The sequence below is a fragment of the Pseudomonas sp. VMV1 genome (assembly GCF_056790235.1).
In genome coordinates this window covers 35032-50292 of sequence record NZ_JBXGSE010000006.1, presented here as the reverse complement: position 1 = coordinate 50292, position 15261 = coordinate 35032, and the positions used below count along the sequence as shown (strand labels likewise).

General features: G+C 65.6%; 18 protein-coding genes. 8 read left to right on the top strand and 10 right to left on the bottom strand.

Going from position 1 to position 15261, the window contains the following annotated elements:
* The first annotated feature begins 12 nt into the window (after nt 1-12).
* On the top strand, nt 13-927 hold the full coding sequence (gene lpxC / locus ACUCV0_RS18030; protein WP_059315965.1) for a UDP-3-O-acyl-N-acetylglucosamine deacetylase: 915 nt from the start codon (nt 13-15) through the stop codon (nt 925-927).
* A 59-nt stretch (nt 928-986) separates the two neighbouring features.
* Here lpxC and ACUCV0_RS18025 read toward each other — a convergent pair whose 3' ends face one another.
* The 4 genes from ACUCV0_RS18025 to ACUCV0_RS18010 form a co-directional block, all read right to left on the bottom strand.
* Nucleotides 987-1325, bottom strand: a complete 339-nt coding sequence (locus tag ACUCV0_RS18025; RefSeq protein ID WP_482213306.1) for a HopJ type III effector protein — start codon at nt 1323-1325, stop codon at nt 987-989.
* Nucleotides 1322-1615 carry a DUF1244 domain-containing protein gene (locus ACUCV0_RS18020; protein WP_482213305.1) on the bottom strand — a complete coding sequence of 98 codons (294 nt, stop codon included), beginning with the start codon at nt 1613-1615 and terminating at the stop codon, nt 1322-1324. The genes ACUCV0_RS18025 and ACUCV0_RS18020 overlap by 4 nt, the downstream gene beginning before the upstream one ends.
* A 15-nt stretch (nt 1616-1630) precedes the next feature.
* Complete coding sequence (gene folM, locus ACUCV0_RS18015) at nt 1631-2329, bottom strand: dihydromonapterin reductase (protein WP_313648076.1); 699 nt, start codon at nt 2327-2329, stop codon at nt 1631-1633.
* A 93-nt stretch (nt 2330-2422) separates the two neighbouring features.
* Nucleotides 2423-2983, bottom strand: coding sequence for a putative antibiotic biosynthesis monooxygenase (locus ACUCV0_RS18010; protein WP_271655775.1), 561 nt, complete (start codon nt 2981-2983; stop codon nt 2423-2425).
* A 220-nt stretch (nt 2984-3203) separates the two neighbouring features.
* Here ACUCV0_RS18010 and ACUCV0_RS18005 point away from each other — a divergent pair, with 220 nt between their 5' ends.
* The 3 genes from ACUCV0_RS18005 to ACUCV0_RS17995 all read left to right on the top strand — a co-directional run bounded on the left by ACUCV0_RS18005 (nt 3204) and on the right by ACUCV0_RS17995 (nt 4831).
* Nucleotides 3204-3653: a flavodoxin gene (locus ACUCV0_RS18005; RefSeq protein WP_323148039.1), complete on the top strand. Its 450-nt coding sequence runs from the start codon at nt 3204-3206 to the stop codon at nt 3651-3653.
* A gap of 112 nt (nt 3654-3765) precedes the next feature.
* Nucleotides 3766-4149: a CidA/LrgA family protein gene (locus tag ACUCV0_RS18000; RefSeq protein ID WP_059315959.1), complete on the top strand. Its 384-nt coding sequence runs from the start codon at nt 3766-3768 to the stop codon at nt 4147-4149.
* Nucleotides 4142-4831 carry an LrgB family protein gene (locus ACUCV0_RS17995; RefSeq protein ID WP_059315958.1) on the top strand — a complete coding sequence of 230 codons (690 nt, stop codon included), beginning with the start codon at nt 4142-4144 and terminating at the stop codon, nt 4829-4831. Before ACUCV0_RS18000 ends, ACUCV0_RS17995 begins: the two co-directional genes overlap by 8 nt.
* A 42-nt stretch (nt 4832-4873) precedes the next feature.
* On the opposite strand, the gene ACUCV0_RS17990 is transcribed toward ACUCV0_RS17995, so the two are convergent.
* On the bottom strand, nt 4874-5680 hold the full coding sequence (locus ACUCV0_RS17990; protein ID WP_434774896.1) for a SirB1 family protein: 807 nt from the start codon (nt 5678-5680) through the stop codon (nt 4874-4876).
* Between the two features lie 319 nt (nt 5681-5999).
* Here ACUCV0_RS17990 and ACUCV0_RS17985 point away from each other — a divergent pair, with 319 nt between their 5' ends.
* A complete protein-coding gene (locus ACUCV0_RS17985) occupies nt 6000-6467 on the top strand; it encodes a phosphate-starvation-inducible protein PsiE (RefSeq protein ID WP_313648072.1) in 468 nt (155 codons plus the stop codon).
* Between the two features lie 87 nt (nt 6468-6554).
* On the opposite strand, the gene ACUCV0_RS17980 is transcribed toward ACUCV0_RS17985, so the two are convergent.
* Nucleotides 6555-9170 (bottom strand): DEAD/DEAH box helicase, encoded by a 2616-nt coding sequence (locus ACUCV0_RS17980; protein ID WP_482213304.1) that lies wholly within the window; start codon nt 9168-9170, stop codon nt 6555-6557.
* A gap of 124 nt (nt 9171-9294) precedes the next feature.
* Here ACUCV0_RS17980 and ACUCV0_RS17975 point away from each other — a divergent pair, with 124 nt between their 5' ends.
* A complete protein-coding gene (locus ACUCV0_RS17975; protein ID WP_271655771.1) occupies nt 9295-9465 on the top strand; it encodes a hypothetical protein in 171 nt (56 codons plus the stop codon).
* Nucleotides 9466-9580: 115 nt separating this feature from the next.
* Here ACUCV0_RS17975 and pyk read toward each other — a convergent pair whose 3' ends face one another.
* Nucleotides 9581-11032 (bottom strand): pyruvate kinase, encoded by a 1452-nt coding sequence (gene pyk, locus ACUCV0_RS17970; protein ID WP_059315954.1) that lies wholly within the window; start codon nt 11030-11032, stop codon nt 9581-9583.
* 338 nt (nt 11033-11370) lie between these two features.
* Here pyk and ACUCV0_RS17965 point away from each other — a divergent pair, with 338 nt between their 5' ends.
* Nucleotides 11371-11757: a tetratricopeptide repeat protein gene (locus tag ACUCV0_RS17965; protein WP_059315953.1), complete on the top strand. Its 387-nt coding sequence runs from the start codon at nt 11371-11373 to the stop codon at nt 11755-11757.
* A gap of 56 nt (nt 11758-11813) precedes the next feature.
* Complete coding sequence (locus ACUCV0_RS17960) at nt 11814-12176, top strand: PilZ domain-containing protein (RefSeq protein WP_059316936.1); 363 nt, start codon at nt 11814-11816, stop codon at nt 12174-12176.
* Here the strand turns inward: ACUCV0_RS17960 and ACUCV0_RS17955 are convergent.
* Genes ACUCV0_RS17955 through ACUCV0_RS17945 form a run of 3 tightly spaced genes read right to left on the bottom strand, consistent with a single transcriptional unit; the run spans nt 12161 to nt 15164 of the window.
* The gene (locus tag ACUCV0_RS17955; protein WP_482213303.1) at nt 12161-12973 is read right to left on the bottom strand and encodes a hypothetical protein; all 813 of its coding nucleotides are present in this window, start codon (nt 12971-12973) and stop codon (nt 12161-12163) included. The two genes, ACUCV0_RS17960 and ACUCV0_RS17955, sit on opposite strands and share 16 nt — an antisense overlap.
* Entirely contained in the window at nt 12970-13965 is a 996-nt protein-coding gene (locus ACUCV0_RS17950) for an AAA family ATPase (protein ID WP_482213302.1), read from the bottom strand. The genes ACUCV0_RS17955 and ACUCV0_RS17950 overlap by 4 nt, the downstream gene beginning before the upstream one ends.
* Nucleotides 13962-15164, bottom strand: a complete 1203-nt coding sequence (locus ACUCV0_RS17945) for a DUF4350 domain-containing protein (RefSeq protein ID WP_482213301.1) — start codon at nt 15162-15164, stop codon at nt 13962-13964. Before ACUCV0_RS17945 ends, ACUCV0_RS17950 begins: the two co-directional genes overlap by 4 nt.
* Nucleotides 15165-15261 lie beyond the last annotated feature (97 nt).

The following is a 15261-nucleotide window of genomic DNA, read 5'->3' as shown; positions in this document are numbered from 1 at the left end:
AGCGGCCCTGGCATGATTAGACAACGCACCCTCAAGAACACCATTCGCGCCACTGGCGTAGGCCTGCACTCGGGGGAGAAGGTTTACCTGACCCTGAAGCCGGCTCCGGTCGATACGGGAATCGTGTTCCGTCGCACCGATCTCGATCCGGTCGTGGAAATCCCGGCCTGGGCCGAGAACGTGGGTGAAACCACCATGTCGACCAACCTGTTCAGTGACAGTGGCGTCAAGGTGGGTACCGTTGAGCACCTGCTGTCGGCCATGGCCGGTCTGGGTATCGACAATGCCTACGTCGAGCTGTCCGCGGTCGAAGTACCGATCATGGACGGCAGCGCCGGCCCCTTCGTGTTCCTGATCCAGTCCGCGGGTCTGCAGGAACAGGAAGCGCCCAAGCAGTTCATCCGCATCAAGCGGGAAGTGACCGTCGTCGACGGTGACAAGCGCGCCACCTTCGTGCCTTTCGATGGCTTCAAGGTGACCTTCGAAATAGACTTTGATCACCCGGTGGTCAACAACCGTACCCAGAAAGCCTCGGTGGACTTTTCGAGCACCTCCTTCCTCAAGGAAGTCAGTCGTGCCCGTACCTTTGGCTTCATGCGCGACCTGGAATTCCTGCGCTCGCACAACCTGGCCCTGGGCGGCAGCGTCGACAACGCCATCGTGGTGGACGAGAAGGGCGTGATGAACGAAGACGGTCTTCGCTATGAAGACGAGTTCGTGAAGCACAAGATCCTCGACGCCATCGGTGACCTGTATCTGCTTGGCAAGAGCCTCATCGGCGAGTTCCGCGGCTACAAGTCCGGCCACGCCATGAACAATCGTCTGCTGCGTGCGCTGCTGGCCGATCGTGATGCCTGGGAAGTAGTCACCTTCGAAGATTCCGGTCTGGCACCCATTTCCTATATGAGACCCGCGGCTGCCGTCTGAGCCCGGTTCTACAAAAAAGCCCTGCATCCGCAGGGCTTTTTTTATGGCCGCCAGAAACCCTACCGACGACTCAGGGGTTCGCCCTGGAAGTGCACCTTGGCCAAGCCGTTGGCGAGGAGGGCGCGAATGTTGGCGTGGTCGCTGCCTTCGGGCGTCTGCAGCACACTGCGATAGTGTTCGCCAAAGGCCAACAGGGTTTCCTGATCGCTCAGGCCTTCGAGTGTGGCCAACCCCAGAGTCTTGCAGGAGCCTTCGTTCTGGCCGGCGGCATTGTCGACGTCACCGTTGCGAAAGGCGGTAGGCTGGTAGTGGTAGTGCTCGGTGACAAAGGCCAGGGTGTCGGCGAAGGCATGATCGCCACTGGCCAGGCTGGCGCGAAAGCTGGACAGGTCGCTCATTTGCTCTGCTGCTCCTGGAAGGCGGCTACCTGAGCTGGCGTGGCTTCGGTCTGGTGCTGGGCTTTCCAGTCGGCATAGGGCATGCCATAGACGGCTTCGCGGGCGTCATCGAGACTCAGCTCCAGGCCCTTGTCATCCGCGGCGGCCTTGTACCATTTGGACAGGCAGTTGCGGCAGAAACCGGACAGGTTCATCAGGTCGATGTTCTGGACATCGGTGCGCTTGCGCAGGTGCTGGACCAGGGTACGGAAGGCGGCGGCTTCCAGTTCCAGACGGTCTTGTTCGGTCATGGCTGATTCCTCTTGCTAGCGTCGGCCGTGGCGCAGGTGGCGCCCGCCGTTGACGGTAAAGGTGCTGCCGGTCGCGTACTGGGTCGACAGCAGATAGAGCACGGTATCCACGATAGGCTCGGCGCCGGGTTCGAAATCCAGCAGCGCCTTGTCCAGGGTCGCCTGGCGATAGGCCTCGTCCGCGCCTTCCTTGAAAATCAGCAGGCCCGGGGCGATGGTGTTGACCCGAACGGTGGGCGCCAGGGCTTCGGCGAAGGACAGGGTCAGGTTGTGCAGGGCGGCCTTGGTGGCGGCGTAGCCGATGTGATTGCGACTGCCCCGGGTCGCGCTGTCGTCACCGATATGGATGATGTCGGCGCGCGGCGCAGCCAGCAGCAACTCCTGCAGGCCCAGATTGAGGTGGTAGGGCGCTTCCAGGTGCAGGCGATAGAGCAGGCGCAGATTGTCCAGGCCGTCTTCGGCCCAGACCGAGGCGTTGTGCACCACCCCACGCAGCGCCGAATGACGCTCATGCAGCTGTTGCAGCAGGAGATCGCGCTGCGCCTCTTCCGCCAGATCGACCTGATAGGCTTCGATTTCGAGTTCGCGCAGGGGCCCCGGATCGTCGCGGTAGACCGCGATGACGGGCTGACCCTCTGCCAGTAGCCGGCGGGTCAAGGCGAGACCGACGCGGCGATTGGCACCGGTGACCAGAAGGGGAAGGGTTGCGGACATGAGGGTACTCGATCCTGATGAGCGAAGCGGCCAGAGGGCTGGCCGCCATTGTACGCATTCGACTCGTCAGGATGCAGGCCGATCCCTTGCGATCTAGCGGGCGCTGCTGCGCCAGTCGTTGGTCCGCGAGGAGGCGTTGTGCAGCCAGCCCTTGAGCGCCCGGGTAATCAGCGGAATGAAGACGCAGACCATGACCGGGGTGAGGATCAGGGTGCTCAGCAGGATACGCGGCAGCAACGGCAGATGGGCGAGGTGATCGCCGAAGGCGGCATTGAACAGCAGCGAGATGGGAAAGAACGCCAGCCAGACGGCGATGCTCTGCTTCCAGCGCGGTGGCGGCTGGATACCGGCACCGAACCAGTCGTCCATGCCCTGGGCGCGGCGTGCCTGGGGGGCTTCGAACAGTCCCTGGCCCCGCTCCAGCCAGAGGCGCCGCGTGTCCGAGTGTTCCCACTCGTCGAGGGTCTGGGGGCAGGCGAAACGAAAGATGATCTGTACCAGGTTATCGCCCGGTGGCGGGGTCAGGACACCCGAGCCGAGATAGCCGGGATAGGCAGTGGCCAGGGCTTCGCCTTCGCGCAGCCAGACCAGAAAGGCGTCGTATTGGCCGGCCGCCACGCGCCGCGCGACCATGAGGGTAACAGGCTGATTCATGCTCTAACTCCGGGCGACCAGGCCGGATAGGCCGGATGCCGTCACGCCGCCGGGTAGGCGGGCAGGTGGCGAAAACGCCTGGGGTAGCAGGCGGCGCTAGCATAACAAGCCTTGAGACCCTTGGCAGCAGCGGTGGTTGCCAGCGGAGCAGCGGCACTGACGGAGCGCCAACGGCAGTCGCGCCAGGCATACTGGGCGGGATTCCACGCAAGAGGTTTGTATGAAAGTCGCATTGTTGAATGGCTCGGTATACGGCACCGCGGAAGATATCGCGCGCCAGGTGAAGGCACGTCTGGCCACGGCGGGCCATGAGGTCTGGCACCAGCCGAATGCCGATCTCGCCAGCCTGGAGGCCTTCGCGCCCGAGGCCCTGCTGGCCATCACTTCCACCACGGGCATGGGCGAGCTGCCCGCCAACCTGGAGTCACTGTACTTCCAGCTGCGCGATCGCCTGCCGCCCTGGCAGGGACGGCCAGGTGCCGTGCTGGCGCTGGGTGATTCCAGCTATGGCGACACCTATTGCGGCGGTGGCGAGCTGATGCAGGAGCTGTTCGCCGAGCTGGGACTGCGTGAGTTGCTGCCCATGCTGCGCATCGATGCCAGCGAGACGGTGACGCCGGACGAAGACGCCGAGGGCTGGATCGGCGAGGTCATCGCCGCGCTGGGCTGATCTTGCCCAGTGAGCAAAGCTGCTTTACTCGCGCTGATCCCGCCGCTGGGCCCGGTCGGCTGTCCTCGTCACCTCAGCCTCGGTATCCTTGAGCGCCTGATGATGATTTGAGATGGAGCCCTGGGTGAATAGATATCTGCGCCTGGCTCTGGAGCTGTGCGGATTGGGCGCGCTGTGGGGCGTGGGTACTTGGCTGGCGACCTCCTTCGCCTTGCCGGTACCGGGCGGTGTAGTAGGTCTGGCCATGCTGCTGTTGCTGTTGGCCGCGCGCATCGTCGAGCCCGAGTGGTTGCAGAATGGGGTGCGCCTGCTGCTGGGCGAAATGCTGCTGTTCTTCATTCCCGCCTTGCTGAGTCTGCTCGATTACGGCCCCTTGCTCCGGCAGGAGGGCGTGCGCATTCTGCTGGCGATTCTGCTCAGTACCGTACTGACCATGGTCGCCACCGCCTATACCGTGGACTGGATGTTCCGCCGTCGGGGGCGTCGCGATGCTTGATCTGCCCGGGCTCTTCTGGCTGTTGCTGACGGTGGCCGGGTACGTGGTGAGCCGCCTGCTCTATGCGCGTCTGCGCTGGTATGTGGTCAGTCCGATCATCTTCGTCACGGTGCTGCTCTATGCCGCCACGCTCTGGCAGCAGGTGAGCTATGCCCAGTATGCCCACTACAGCCGTTGGCTGATCACCCTGCTGGGACCGGCGACGGTGGCCTTCGCGGTGCCGATCTGGCAACAGCGCCGGCTCCTGGCGCGCTATTGGCAGGCGCTGCTGGCCGGACTCTGCGTGGGTAGTGGCGTGGCCATCGGCAGCTCCTGGTTGCTGGCCCGGCTGCTGCTGCTGGACGACCGGGTGCTGCTGTCCATGCTGCCGCGCTCCATCAGCACCCCCTTCGCCATGCCGATGTCCGCCACCGTGGGCGGCGTCCCCGAATTGACCGCGGCCTTCGTGATGATCACCGGGCTGGGTGGCGCCATCCTCGGTAGCCTGCTGATCAAGCTGTTGCCACTCAAGTCGGCGCTGGCCCGCGGCGCCCTGTTCGGCATGGGCGCCCATGGCGTGGGCACCAGCAAGGCCTACGAGGTTGGTCTGGAAGAGGGCACCGTGGCCGGGCTGGTCATGGTGCTGGCGGGTCTGAGCAATCTGCTTGGGGCCCAGCTGGTGCTCTGGTTGCTGCGCGGTTAGGTCGGATGAGGGGCCTGCACTCGATGACGTTTCGTGCGGAACCTAGTGCAGCGTGGCGGAAGGCGCGCCGAGCTGTTCCAGGCGCCGCCGCACCTGCTCCCTTTCGGTTTCGTCTTCGCTGATCAGCAGGGCGTGCTGCAGGTCGTAGCGCTCGGCCTGGGGGCACTCGAGTTGCCGATACAGATCGGCGCGCGCCAGGTGATCGATGACACCTACCGCCCCCAGTTCGATGACTCGCTGGGCATCCTTGAGCGCTGCCAGTGGTTGCTCGCCCTGGCGATGCAATTCGCGCAGATTGCGCGAAAGCCGCTGCATCATCTGCCGCGGACCCAGTGGCGCCAGGTAGCTCGCCTGCAGTTGCGCGGCGGGGCCGAATTGCTCCACCAGCAGCTGCCGGCAGTCGTTCATGTACAGGCGCCGCCCACCGAAGGGTTCGAGCAGGTGATCCGCACCCGGGACGCGCAGCAGGAAATGGCCGGGAAAGCCGATGCCCTGCAGATCGATTTCCAAGCGCCGGGCCAGCTCCAGTGCCACCAGGGCGATCGATAGGGGTTGCCCGCGGCGGCGCGTCAGGACTTCGTCGAGCAGGGCGGCGGTCGGATTCAATGGCCAATCGGCCGCGCGAAAGCCGGCGTCGCACAACTGCCGTAACAATTCTTGGGCACGCTCGGAGTGACTGGCATCGCCATCCAGGGTGGCGAGCAGGTGCAGGGCCAGATCGTCCAGTGAATGCAGCAGGGCGTGAGGGTCGACCTCCTGATGGTGCTCAGCCGCGATCCAGAGCGCGGCTTCCAGCAGCCGAGGGTCGGGCCGGTCCAGACAGGCGAGGCAAGAAAGACGCGGTTCCAAGATAGACTCCAGGCCCTTTGGGCTTTCTCTCAGGTTTTAGCCTGCCGGCGTCTGGCCGTCCAGTCTGCGACAGTCGCGCACTGGTCGACCGTCCGGCTTCTCGCTATAAGAGCGAGCTGGTGCCAGAGCAGCCTTGAGAACGGGAATTCCAGCTTGGACGAATCCCTGAGCGAAAGGCTAAGCCATTGGACGCGTCATCGCCGGGTCGTCCGGGTCGGCATTCTCTTCAAGAGCGACCTGACGTTGCCAGTTCACACCTTTCCGCGATCTGCTGGCTAGCAGGCCTGGTAGTCCCAGTGCCTGAATGGAGTAACCGTATATGAAATGGGCCGATAGCAGCCGCAAACGCATGCATGACGGGGCGAATTCGCTCGGCAACCTGATGGTGGAAGGTTTCCACTACTTTGGTCTGTTCGCCATCGGGGCAGCCACGGCCTGGGCCTCGGTGATGGCCTTCATGGGTATGGTCGACAAGGGGCAGGCCAGCATCGATGACATTCTCCTGCTCTTCATCTATCTGGAGCTGGGTGCCATGGTGGGCATCTACTTCAAGACCAATCACCTGCCCATCCGGTTTCTGCTCTACATCGCCATCACCGCCCTGACGCGCTATCTGATCGGCGATGTGTCGCACCATCGGCCGCCTGATATCGGCCTGCTTTATCTCTGCGGCGGGATCTTTCTGCTGTCGCTTTCGGTGCTGGCGGTCAGAGTCGCTTCGAACAAGTTTCCTTCCAGCAAGGCGCTCGATGCGACGGGCGATGTGGTGGGCGAGGGCGACAAGTAGCGTGCGCAGCACCTATCCGCTTCGCCACTGGCGGCGCGGCTGGCCAAGCCAGGTGCCGCGCCGTCAGAACGACCAACCGGCTGAAGCCTAGCGGTCCAGCGGTGCCAGCAGCTGGGCCAGGTCGCTTTCGGTCAGGCGCCAGTCGCCGCTGTTCTCGCTGAGGATGCCGGCGCTGAGACGCGCCTTTTCCTGCTGTAGCTGCTGGATGCGTTCTTCCAGGGTGCCACGGGCGATCAACTTGTAGACGAACACCGGGCGATCCTGACCGATCCGATAGGCACGGTCGCTGGCCTGCTGCTCGGCCGCCGGATTCCACCAGGGATCGAAGTGGATCACCGTGTCGGCAGCGGTCAGGTTGAGACCGCTGCCACCCGCCTTGAGACTGAGCAGGAACACCGGTACCTCGCCATTCTGGAAACGCTGCACCGGGGTGCGCCGATCGCGGGTCTCGCCGGTCAGGGTGACGTACTCGATGCCGCGCTGGTCGAGATCGGCAGCGATGAGGTCGAGCATGCTGGTGAACTGGGAGAACACCAGCACGCGGCTGCCCCCCGGAAGCAGGGCGTCGAGCCTTTCGTTCAGGGCTGCCAGCTTCGCCGAGGGCTTGGCCACGCTGTCGTCTTCGTTGGGCACCAGCCGCAGATCGCAGCAGACCTGGCGCAGGCGCAGCAGGGCATCGAGGATCAGCAGCTGGCTGCGGCCGATCCCCTGACGGGCGATCTCGGCGCGGACGCGTTCGTCCAGCAGCAGCCGCAGGTCTTCGTAGCGCTCGCGTTGCGCCGTGCTCAGTTCGACCAACTGGACGATCTCGGTCTTGGGCGGCAGTTCGCTGGCGACCCGCTGCTTGGTGCGGCGCAACATGAAGGGCCGCACCCGTGCCTTGAGCGCTGCCAGGCGCTGCACATCACCTTCGCGCTCCACCGGGATGCGATAGGCCTGCTTGAAGCCTTTCTCGTCCCCCAGCCAGCCGGGCATCAGGAAGTGGAATTGCGACCAGAGTTCGCCCAGGTGGTTTTCCAGCGGCGTACCGGTCAGGCAGAGGCGATGGCGGGCCCGCAGGTGTCGCGCCGCCTGAGCGGCCTTGGTGGCGGCATTCTTGATCGACTGGGCTTCGTCCAGTACCTGCAGGTGAAAGTCATAGTCGGCCAGGCGCTCGGCATCACGGGGGAGCAGGGCGTAGGTGGTAAGCACCACGTCATGTTCGGGTATGCGGTCGAAGCGACTGCTGCGGGCGCTGCCTTGCAGGGTCAGCACGCGCAGACCAGGCGCGAAGCGGGCGATCTCGTCCTGCCAGTTGGGAATCAGGCTGGTGGGCATGACGATCAGTGCCGGCGCGGTCAGCCGTCCTGCCGCCTGTTCGACGAGAATGTGCGCCAGGGTTTGCAACGTCTTGCCCAGGCCCATGTCGTCGGCCAGGATGCCGCCGACTTCCAGTTCCCGCAGCGCCTGCAGCCAGGCCACGCCCTCGCGCTGATAGGGGCGTAATTCGGCATGCAGGGTGTCGGGCAGGACCACCGGCTCGGCTGCATAGCTGCGCAGGCGCTCGGCAAAGCTTCTCAGGCGTTCGCCGCCTTCCCATTCCAGCGGCAGGCGCTCATCCAGCTCCGCCAGGCGGGCGGCGTCGAGGCGCGGCAGGCGCAGGGCCCGCTCGCTGGTGAGGCGATCCGTGGCATAGAGCTCGCCAAGGATCTGCAGGATTGGCTTGAGCCGGCCCAGGGGCACGGCGACCCGCTGCACCCGGCCCTGCTGGCCCGCCAGGCGTGGTGGATCGATACGCAGCAGGACGGGTTCGTCGTCGGCGCGTTTGGCCAGCATCGCCGGCTCGTATTGGGAAGGCTCGCGGCGAATGGCGTCGATCAGCAACGGAATCAGGCTGACGCGGCGCTGGCCCAGGCGGATGCCCAGTTCGACGTCGAACAGACCGCTGGTGGTGGTCTGATCTTCCACCTCTTGGAGATGGCCGTACCAGCCTTCTACCGGCGTCAGGTCGAAGGTGAATTCCGGGTGAGCCTCGATCTGCCAGCCGGCCTCGCGCAGGCGGGGGATGACCTGCTGCACGAATCTGAGCCAGGCGGGGTCGTCGGGCAGTTCGAACATCTCGCCGCTGTCGTCGGGCAGCGCGGCGCTGCGCCGGGTCGCCAGGCGCAGGCCATGATCGAGCAGCGTCTGCCGCCAGCGTTGTTCCGCCTGCAGCTGGCGCGCGGGGTAGCTGGAATCAGGGGTGCGGGGCAGGGGGCCGAACAGCCGCCGCGGGCCATAGGCGAACGCCAGGGCGGCGCGATGGCGCACCGTGGGCCGCATCTTGCCGATATGGCGGTCGTAATCGATCTGGGTATGGCTGCCGAGGATCAGTACCGGTTGCGGTAACTCCGGATTGGCCACCGGCGTGGCCGGCAGTTCGGCCTCGCTGCGCTGCAGCCGTTCGAGTTCGATGAGGGCGGCAGCCGCGTGCTTGCAATTGCGGCCGACCGGACAGGTACAGCGAGCGTCGACGCGCCAGGCGGTCTCGCCCGGGCGCAGGCTGATCGCCTGGCGATACGCAGGCCCCGCTGGGCTGCTGCACTCCGCATAGAGCTGGCCCTTGACCGCCGAGCGCAGGTGCACCAGCCCATCCAGCGCCAGCCGCCGGCCGCGCTCGTAGTTGCGCTCCGTGAAGGCGCCTTTCCAGTCCTGCCACTTGAGCCGTTCGAAACGTAACGCCATCGTTCACCCAGGCTGTTCGCACCAAACCGGCTATTCTGCCACAGTCGGCCGGACGCTCGTCGGACTCCCTTGATCTATGTGAGAATGAGAATATAGTGCATTTAATGGGGTGAGGAGTGGGACGATGCGTGAACAACCGTTAGCCAGCGTAGCCCTGATCACGGCCAGCCGCCTGCAGGCCCGGCGAGAAGGGCGATTGCGCTCGTTGCAGCGCTGCATCCTTATCGTCTGCAGCCTGGGCGTGCTGGGCGCAGCCGCCCTGCACCTTGCCTACCTCGCCTTTGGCGGTTTTTAGGCCTGCCGACTCTTGCCGATCCCAGGCGACCTTTAGCCCTGCCCATGAAAAAGCCCCGAGCAGTCACCTGTTCGGGGCTTTCGTCGTTGGCACCGGTCGAGTACCGGTGGCGGGATCAGACCAGCAGGTCGCCCACGCGGTACATCTTCATGGTGTTGGTGCCGTCACGCTTGGTGTAGCTGTCGCCCTTGGTTAGGATCACCCAGTCGCCGTGCTCGACGATACCGCGCTTGAGCAGCTCGTCCACCGCCGCCTGGCTCACCTTGTTCGCCGGCATGGTGGTCGGGTCGAAGGGGATGGTGTGCACGTTGCGGAACAGCGCGGTGCGGGCCTGGGTGGCGCGGCTGGACGCGAAGGAGAAGATCGGCACCGAGGAGCGCAGGCGCGACATGATCAGCGGGGTGTAGCCGGTGTCGGTCAGGCTGATGATGGCCTTCACGCCAGGGAAGTGGTTGGCCACGTAGATGGAGGCCAGCGCGATACTCTCGTCCCAACGGGTGAAGGTCTGGCCTAGGCGGTGGCTGGACAGCTTGCTGGTGGGCTGCTTCTCGGCGCCGACGCAGACGCGCGCCATGGCCTTGACCGCTTCCACCGGGTATTGGCCGGCGGCGCTCTCGGCGGACAGCATCACGGCGTCGGTGTTATCCAGCACGGCGTTGGCTACGTCGGAGACTTCCGCACGGGTCGGCATCGGGCTGCTGATCATCGATTCCATCATCTGGGTCGCGGTGATCACTGCCTTGTTGAGGCGACGGGCGTGAGAAATGATGCGCTTCTGGATGCCGACCAGCTCGGCGTCGCCGATTTCCACACCCAGATCACCCCGGGCCACCATCACGGCGTCGCTGGCATGGATGAGGCCGTCCAGGGCTTCGTCGCAGGCCACGGCTTCGGCGCGTTCGATCTTGGCCACCAGCCAGGACTTGCCGCCGGCGGCTTCCATCAGGCGCCGGGCTTCGTTCATGTCTTCGGCGTCACGCGGGAAGGACACGGCCAGGTAGTCGACCTCCATGGAGGCAGCCAGCTTGATGTCTTCGCGGTCCTTGTCGGTCAGTGCCGGCGCGGTGAGGCCACCACCGCGTCGGTTGATGCCCTTGTGATCGGACAGCGGGCCGCCGATCAGGGTGGTGCAGTGCAGTTCGGTAGCGGTCATGCCTTCCACGCGCAGGACCACGCGGCCATCGTCCAGCAGCAGTTCGTCACCCACGCGGCAGTCGGTGACCAGGCCCGGGTAGTCGATGCCGACCACTTCTTCGGTGCCTTCGGTGCGGGGATGGGCGATGGACAGGCGGAAGGGATCGCCGACCTTGAGTTCGATGCGCTTGTTGACGAACTTGGCGATACGGATCTTCGGACCCTGGAGATCGCCGAGCAGGGCGACGTGACGACCGTGCTTGGCGGCGAGATCCCGTACCAGCTGACCACGGGCACGGTGCTCGTCGGGCGTTCCATGCGAGAAGTTCAGGCGGGCGACGTCGATGCCGGCGATGATGAGCTGCTCGAGGACTTCCGGAGAATTGCTGGCCGGGCCTAGGGTGGCGACGATCTTGGTACGGCGATAAATCATGCAGTCTTTCCTTTAGCGGATTGCAATCATGAGTCGACGCCTCAGAAGCTGTTCACGATCTGCTGCGCGTCGGCCAAACGACGTTGAAAATGCCCTCGGAGTGCTCATTTACCCTTCGTAAACTCCGCTTCCTCAAGCATTTTCACTTTGTTGCCTCTAGCTCGCGAGATGGTGAACAGGTCCTCGGCGACGAGTCGACGTAGAACACGGAGCGCACCTCATTGTAGCGCCGTCGAGTGGCCAGCACATGACGGCTTTTTACAGGTTCGTCACACCAATGGTCGTTTGGCCTCAAGAAGCTGGCCTCGGCGCCGATCTAGCGAACAGGAGGACTTTCCATGCGCCCTTATCTCTGCCTGTTCCTGCTGCTCGGCCTCACCGGCTGTACCAGCGTTTCGATGAATTCCTATCTCGATGCCGCCTACAAATCCTATGCCGAAGGCGACTGCACCAATGCTCTGCTGCAGATCTCCCAGGCCGAGCGCAAGGGGCGGGCGCGACCCTGGCTGCAGCCGGAGATGTCCATGTTGCGTGGCCAGTGCCTGGAGCAGCAGCAGCTGTACGGCGACGCCGCCCAGACCTATCGTTTCATCCAGGCCCGCTACCCGGCCAGCGAATACGCCTTTCGGGCCCAGGCCCGACTGGACACCCTGCGCCAAATGGGGCTAGATGGCGGAACGGCCGTTGCGACGCCCCAACCGGTGCGAAACCTACCGCAGCGCTGAGCTTTCCAGGACGTTGTCGGTAAAGTGGCTTTACCGTGTGCAGGATGAATCGCACCATGACTCAGAATCGTCGTATCGAACGCCATCAGTTGCCCTACTACCTGAAGGTGTTCAACCGTTTCACCGACAAGCCCATGGGCTACATCGGCAACATCTCCCGGGAAGGGCTCCTGATGATCAGTCAGCTGCCCATGCTGGTGAACGCGAGTTTCGAACTTCGGCTGAAGATTCCAGGCCAGGATGGGCAGCTGCACTTCGTCGATTTCGACGCTCGCTGCCAGTGGAGCAACGAAGACGTGACCCCGGGCAACTACGATTCCGGCTTCAGCGTCGCCGAGCCGCCGGCGGAATTCGCCGAACTGATCGGCGTGCTGCAGCATTATTTCACCTTCGGTCGCCTGTCTCAGTCGGCGATCTGAAGGCCGTCGTCTTCCCAGAGTCGTAGCAGGCGGATGTGCAGATCCGCCGTCTCGCTGGCCGCTAGCCAGCGGATCCCTCGTCTATCCAGCCGCGCGGCCAGTCGCTCACTGCGGATCTGTGCCTGCCAGGCTTCGGCATAGCGCCAGGCGCTATGCCGGCCACGAATCTCGCCGGGCTCCGCCGCTTGCCGCAGCGAGGTGCCGACCAGCCAGAGCGCCAGGCCGCGTCGCTGCAGATCCAGCCGGGAAAGCCAGTCCACTGCGCTTTCTTCCAGTGGTGCCACCACCACCAGGATACTGCCTGCTCGCGCCTGGCTGCAGAGTCGTGCCAGTGCTGCCTTGAGATCGCCCGCCGGGCCCGAGGCAGGGTAGAGGGTGACCGATGAGTCCAGTGCGCGGGTTGGCGTAGTCGCCGCGACCAGGCGCAATTCGGGATCGAAGCCGTAGAGGCGCATCTCGTTGCCACTGGCAGCGAGACTCTGCCAGAAGCCCAGGGCCTGGTCGCGGTCGCTTTGCCAGGCGGTCTGTCCGTGCGGGGCCTGATTCGCGATCAGCAGGTGCAGGGTGGTGTTCGAGCGGCGCCGTGCCTGGGTCAGGCTAGGACATGCCGGCGGACGTTGCCAGAGGCCTAGCCCTCGCCAGCGCGGGCGCAGGCGCTCCAGCAAGGCAACGGCCAGGAGCAGTCCCGCGCCTGCCGCGGGCAGTCCCTGCCACAACGGTGGCGCGACCAGACCGAGGATCAGGCTGATCAGGGCCAGGCTGGCCAGCGCCAGCGGGAGGCGGTGACGCGCGATCATGGACGCGGCGCCGGACACTGTCCCAGCAATTTGAGGATCTGGCCATCGAGGCTGTCACCCTCGAATTCCCGCTCCGGCGTCAGCCGCAGGCGTGGCCGCAGCACGGCGGGCAGCAGCGTACGTACATCCTCGGCGGCGACGCTGTCGCCGCCCCGCAGGAAGGCCTGGGCCTGGGCGAGTCGCAGCAGTGCTTGCGCCGCCCGCGGTCCGGCGCCCTGCTCGAAGGCTGGCCATTCCCGGGTGAGGCGCACCAGACGCAAGGCATGCTCCAACACCGGCTCCGCTATCGGCAGAGCTGCTACCAGGCGCTGCAGGGCTGGCAAGTCCCGCGCTTGCAGCAGAGGGCGCAGGGCGGCCGCCTCCAGGGGATCGGCGTGGCCCAGTTGCACGGCCTGGCGCAAGGCGGCGAGCTCCTGAGGCTCGGCCGGCCACTCCAGGCGCAGTTGCACCAGGAAGCGATCGCGTATTGCCAGGGGCAGGTCGCTGCCCGACGCGCGGGTGGCAATCACCATGAAGGGCGTGGGCAGCGGCACCTGGCGGCCTTCCAGGCTCAGCTGGCGGCCCTGCAGGGCATCGTCCAGCAGAGTGAGGACCGGGGCCGGCGCGCGGTGCAGGTCCTCGATCAGCACCAGGGAGTTGAACAGCGGTCCACGGCGCAGACGGGCGCTGTCGCTGCCACTGTCCATGACGATTTCGCCCGCCACGTCGGCCGGATTCTGTGCGGGATGACAATGCAATCGGGCGAAGCCGGCCTCCAGGCTGGCAGCCAGGGCCCGGGCCAGCAGGGTCTTGCCGGCCCCGGTCGGGCCTTCCAGCAGCAGATGACCGCCGGCCAGCAGGGTGGCGAGCAAACCGTCCACGGCGGCATCCTGCTGTGGCAGCACCTTGAGCAGGGCTTGGCGCAGGGCCTGCAGGCGGGTCAGGGCGCGGGCCTTGACGCCCGTTTCGCCGGCGTCCGCCGGCGCAGCGTCGGAAGGGGAGGTGTCGGTCATCGGGATTCCTCAAGAACAGTGGGACGCACGGCCAGGCGCAGGTGGCGCAACTGAGCGACACGGCGGGTGAAGTCTCGACCGGATAGGCGCGCAGGGCTGGGACGCATCGCTTCGCCCACTACCCGGGTGCTCAGGCCGCTCAGGCGGGCGAGATATTGCCAGCGCTCGGCCACCCCCTGGTCGGCGAGTTCCGGACGGCGGCGTTGTACCTCGCGCTGGATGTCGCGTTGCAGGGCGCTGATCAGCTCCGACCCGCGCTCAGCCCCGCGCCCTGCAGGGCGGGGCTCACGCCGCCGCCAGAAGGCCAGCGCCAGACCCAATAGCACGACTGCCAGGCCGCCGCGTTGCAGGGCTTCGAGCCAGAGGGGGACGGGCGGTGCCGGGGCAACGAGGGTCACCGGCGCGCCTTGGGTCAGGTACCACAGCAACCAGGCATTGTCGTACCGAGGGAGCCGGGCGTTGCTCCAGAGCTCGGTATCCGACAGCAGGGTGACGCTGCCGTCGCCCCAGGGCAGCAGCAGCAGGTGGGTGGCGCTGGCGCTGCTCGCCCAGGCCACCGCCTGATCGCCGACATCGAACAGATGACGACTGTCGTCGAAGCCCAGGTAGGCAGGGGCATCGTCCTCGGCCAGGTAGAGCTGGGTCAGATTGGGCCAGAGTGGCAGCGCCATGATCGGCTGGGCGGCGCCGCCCAGCTCCCGGGTCGGCATGGGGCGCACGCCCAGGGTCGCCGTCAGGGCAAGGGTGCTGTCATCGGCGATGGCCACCAGCCGCCCGCCCGACGCGACCCAGTCCAGCAGCCTTTCGGCATCCTGTTCCGACAGCGGTGGATTGCCGGCCAGCCAGAGTCGCACGCCCCCGCTCATTGGGAGTTCGGCGAGCTGCTCGGGACGGCTGCGCCGGACCAGGCTACCGAAGTGGCTTAGATAGGCCGCCGCCAGGGACAGCGGGTCGGCATCGGTCGCGTTCGCTGCGGCGAGCTGGGTGGCGAGTTGGCGGGCGGTGCGGCTGTCGACTGCCTGATGGATGAGTCGCAGGCTGGCCGGTCCGCTGTCGGCCTGTGGCGGTAGCGGGCAGGACAGGGGCGGCTGTTGGGCGAGGCAGGCAGCGGACAGCGTCAGCGCCCAAAACGCGACGCTCAGGCGGCTACCGATGAATCGGCATCTGGCGCGAAGGGAGAGCCGATCGACTGAACGCATGGGTGGTGGCAATACAGGGGGATAAGTCCAGAGCCTAGCGGGTGCGGGCGATCGGGAGCAAGACGCTTGGCGATGCTAGACTGCGGCCATTCCAGAG

What these genes read in the sequence shown, in the direction of transcription:
- lpxC (WP_059315965.1), top strand. Translation starts at nt 13, where the DNA reads ATGATTAGACAACGCACCCTCAAGAACACCATTCGCGCCACTGGCGTA.
- ACUCV0_RS18025 (WP_482213306.1), bottom strand. Translation starts at nt 1,325, where the DNA reads ATGAGCGACCTGTCCAGCTTTCGCGCCAGCCTGGCCAGTGGCGATCAT.
- ACUCV0_RS18020 (WP_482213305.1), bottom strand. Translation starts at nt 1,615, where the DNA reads ATGACCGAACAAGACCGTCTGGAACTGGAAGCCGCCGCCTTCCGTACC.
- folM (WP_313648076.1), bottom strand. Translation starts at nt 2,329, where the DNA reads ATGTCCGCAACCCTTCCCCTTCTGGTCACCGGTGCCAATCGCCGCGTC.
- ACUCV0_RS18010 (WP_271655775.1), bottom strand. Translation starts at nt 2,983, where the DNA reads ATGAATCAGCCTGTTACCCTCATGGTCGCGCGGCGCGTGGCGGCCGGC.
- ACUCV0_RS18005 (WP_323148039.1), top strand. Translation starts at nt 3,204, where the DNA reads ATGAAAGTCGCATTGTTGAATGGCTCGGTATACGGCACCGCGGAAGAT.
- ACUCV0_RS18000 (WP_059315959.1), top strand. Translation starts at nt 3,766, where the DNA reads ATGGAGCCCTGGGTGAATAGATATCTGCGCCTGGCTCTGGAGCTGTGC.
- ACUCV0_RS17995 (WP_059315958.1), top strand. Translation starts at nt 4,142, where the DNA reads ATGCTTGATCTGCCCGGGCTCTTCTGGCTGTTGCTGACGGTGGCCGGG.
- ACUCV0_RS17985 (WP_313648072.1), top strand. Translation starts at nt 6,000, where the DNA reads ATGAAATGGGCCGATAGCAGCCGCAAACGCATGCATGACGGGGCGAAT.
- ACUCV0_RS17980 (WP_482213304.1), bottom strand. Translation starts at nt 9,170, where the DNA reads ATGGCGTTACGTTTCGAACGGCTCAAGTGGCAGGACTGGAAAGGCGCC.
- ACUCV0_RS17975 (WP_271655771.1), top strand. Translation starts at nt 9,295, where the DNA reads ATGCGTGAACAACCGTTAGCCAGCGTAGCCCTGATCACGGCCAGCCGC.
- pyk (WP_059315954.1), bottom strand. Translation starts at nt 11,032, where the DNA reads ATGATTTATCGCCGTACCAAGATCGTCGCCACCCTAGGCCCGGCCAGC.
- ACUCV0_RS17965 (WP_059315953.1), top strand. Translation starts at nt 11,371, where the DNA reads ATGCGCCCTTATCTCTGCCTGTTCCTGCTGCTCGGCCTCACCGGCTGT.
- ACUCV0_RS17960 (WP_059316936.1), top strand. Translation starts at nt 11,814, where the DNA reads ATGACTCAGAATCGTCGTATCGAACGCCATCAGTTGCCCTACTACCTG.
- ACUCV0_RS17955 (WP_482213303.1), bottom strand. Translation starts at nt 12,973, where the DNA reads ATGATCGCGCGTCACCGCCTCCCGCTGGCGCTGGCCAGCCTGGCCCTG.
- ACUCV0_RS17950 (WP_482213302.1), bottom strand. Translation starts at nt 13,965, where the DNA reads ATGACCGACACCTCCCCTTCCGACGCTGCGCCGGCGGACGCCGGCGAA.
- ACUCV0_RS17945 (WP_482213301.1), bottom strand. Translation starts at nt 15,164, where the DNA reads ATGCGTTCAGTCGATCGGCTCTCCCTTCGCGCCAGATGCCGATTCATC.